This is a genomic window from Desulfitobacterium sp., assembly GCF_034927245.1.
GTDB lineage: Bacteria > Bacillota > Desulfitobacteriia > Desulfitobacteriales > Desulfitobacteriaceae > Desulfitobacterium_A.
This window is the reverse complement of the sequence record NZ_JAYFQK010000027.1, coordinates 1-2,897: the sequence shown is the minus strand read 5'-3', so window position 1 is coordinate 2,897 and position 2,897 is coordinate 1. Positions and strand designations below refer to the sequence as shown.

1 protein-coding gene, 1 tRNA gene and 2 rRNA genes are annotated in these 2,897 nt (G+C 44.8%); 1 reads left to right on the top strand and 3 read right to left on the bottom strand.

Translation table 11 applies throughout. The features are described from left to right. Window positions 1-63 precede the first annotated feature (63 nt). A tRNA-Glu gene (locus VB077_RS07860) sits at window positions 64-139 on the bottom strand. Between the two features lie 593 nt (window positions 140-732). On the opposite strand from VB077_RS07860, the gene VB077_RS07855 reads away from it, so the two are divergent. After that, a complete protein-coding gene (locus tag VB077_RS07855; RefSeq protein ID WP_323414674.1) occupies window positions 733-1,365 on the top strand; it encodes a membrane protein in 633 nt (210 codons plus the stop codon). A gap of 1,058 nt (window positions 1,366-2,423) precedes the next feature. On the opposite strand, the gene rrf is transcribed toward VB077_RS07855, so the two are convergent. Both rrf and VB077_RS07845 read right to left on the bottom strand, forming a co-directional pair. Continuing rightward, window positions 2,424-2,540, bottom strand: a 5S ribosomal RNA gene (gene rrf, locus VB077_RS07850). A 217-nt stretch (window positions 2,541-2,757) separates the two neighbouring features. Further along, a 23S ribosomal RNA gene (locus tag VB077_RS07845) occupies window positions 2,758-2,897 on the bottom strand; the annotation flags it as partial.

Below are 2,897 nucleotides of genomic sequence, written 5' to 3'. Positions count from 1 at the left end.
GAACTGCCGACATCCTGCTTGTAAGGCAGGCGCTCTCCCAGCTGAGCTAATCGCCCAAGTTTTTGGTGACCCGTACGGGATTCGAACCCGTGTAGCCGCCGTGAAAGGGCGGTGTCTTAAGCCGCTTGACCAACGGGCCATAGCGCAATAACTATATTACATGGACAAGCTTAACTTGTCAAATACTTTTTTGATTTAAACTAGCCTTTTTAGTTCTGACTTAGTTCTGCATTTCAGCTAAAGACTTGATTAACAGTAACGTTGCATCATCTCAAGTAGAGAACTAGGTATGGGTCACAATGCTAATGCAATTTAATTATTGAAACAGATAGATTTAGCCTTCAGTCTTATTCTAATCAGTTTACTAACAAGTTTATTTTGCACGTATCTAAGATGTGACAAGTTGTTATTCATTTGGGATAAACTTATTATGCCTCTAACAGCGCATAACATGCCCTCAGTGGTACGAAAAGTTAATAGGAGTATAAAACTATCAATATTCTCCCCTGCAAGGTAAAAACATTGCTTACCTCAGTAGTCCTCCATGCAGTGATATACTGTCTAGCCGTTTGTAATTTCAGTCGCTCTGCTATATACCATTTTATTTAAACTGATAAGGAATCCCAACTTGGTAAATATGTTGAGTTGCTAGTGAATTTTTCAGCTTATTTTATGCTATAATGAGTCTCGGTTTTTTTACCGATGAGTTTTTGTCTGCATCGAGGTGTAAATGTGAAAGCCTTTTTCGTTAAATATTTATATTTCTTTACTGGATTATTCATCTGTTGTATTGGTAACTATTTTCTAGTAGCCGCCCAGAATCTCGGAGTAAGTCCATGGGATGTATTACACCTTGGAATATCTAAATACTTCCCTTCTCTTGGACTAGGAACGATCGGAATTGTGGTCGGACTGTTAATTCTTATCCCTACAACTATTATGGGGATTAAACCGAAATTGGGAACGTTTCTTAATATTTATATTTTTGGACTTGGACTAAATGCATTAATGTCGAGTCATCTCCTTGAAATCTCCTCAAACTATGCGGTAAGCTTTCTATATCTTATCATAGGAATTATTACAACTGGTATTGGGACGGCCGTTTATTTGCATGCCAATACAGGAGCCGGTCCAAGAGATGCTTTGATGTTAGGCCTTAACCGAAAAACACGTTATAGCATCTCCCAAGTCCGGTCTGGTATTGAAATAACTGTTGTTGTGTTAGGATATGTTTTAGGAGGACCCATAGGCTTAGGCACTCTAATCTTCTCGTTAACAATTGGTATTTCGGTACAATGGGGTATGAGGTTAGTAAATCAACCTCAATTTATTACCAAATCCAGGCCCATAGAAGTAACTAAATAATAAGGATATGAGGATCATGGGTACATATCTACGATAAGCTAAATGGATACCAGCGATAGTCAAGCATATAGTTACCAAGTCATCCACAGGCAACTGAAACACCGTAGTGAAGTAGCCAATTGCACACAGCAAAGAGACCGTCTTAATCGACGGTCTCTTTGCTGCTTACCAGGCGATACGAAAGGCAAATGACGAAAGAGTCCGGTGGACTTTTTCGCCGAAGCGGATACCACAAAAACGAGGTAACCCGCTGAGGATCATTTTCGCCTCACGGACTCCTCCGACCCTCTGACGGACACTCCTGCCGTGGGGATACTACTTTCCTGGGAAGGCAGTCAGTCTCATCAGTAGCGCGCCACCGCGAAAAAGATACACCGTATCTTTTTCGTCTTCAGTCCAAGTAGGGCATTGCCTCTTAGAATGCACCTATAGCTATGGCACCTGCCCCGAAAACCACTCACTGGATGGTTTTCGTATCGGCCCTGGATGGTAACTCGAACTTCCGTGTTCGAGATACGAAAGGGTATGGTATACCCTTTCGGCCAAGCACGCTCCATAGGATTTCTTACCGGCGCAGGATCGAACGGGGGGAACGACCCTAGATCTGCTTGCACCTCTAAGTTTTTGCGCAGCAAAAAGCAAAGAGACCGTCTTCAACAGACGATCCCTTCGTTCTACCTGGCGATACGAAAGGCGGATGAGCCTTTCGCCCCACGGCCTCCTCTGACGAACACTCCTGCCGTGGGGATACTACTTTCCCAGGACTCTGCAGTCCAAGTAGGGCGGTGCCTCTTAGCATGCATCTATCGCCATGGCACCTGCCCCGAAAACCATTCACTGGATGGTTTTCGTATCGGCCCTGGATGGTAACTCGAACTTCCGTGTTCGAGATACGAAAACGATATGGGATATCGTTTTCGGCCAAGCCGCACGCTATTTAAGAATGACTTTGCGGCGCAGGCGAACGGGTGGAACCGACCCCAGAACAGCTTGCACATACAAGTTTTTGCGCAGCAAAAAGCAAAGAGACCGTCTTCAACAGACGATCCCTTCGTTCTACCTGGCGATGACCTACTTTCCCAGGACTCTGCAGTCCAAGTATCATCGGCCCTGGAGGTCTTAACTTCCGTGTTCGAGATGGGAACGGGTGGAACCCCTCCGGCATTATCACCAGATCCAACTCGCTGTTCGACATTCGACATTCGAACTTGAGTCTTCTTTTTAGTTTTTGAGAGTGTTCTCTCAAAACTACACAGATTTCGTTTCATTAAGTCTCTTCGATTCTCTCTAACTTCGTTTGAGCCCCGTTAGAGTTACCTTCATCGTGGCTGAGGTCTCCTTTCTCTTCCGTCATCCTTTCGAATCACGAATATCGAACTTCGAACCTCGTATTAGGTCAAGCCCTCGACCGATTAGTACCCGTCCGCTCCACACGTCACCATGCTTCCACTTCGGGCCTATCTACCTGATCTTCTTTCAGGGGTCTTACTAGCTTACGCTATGGGAAATCTCATCTCGAGGTTGGCTTCGCG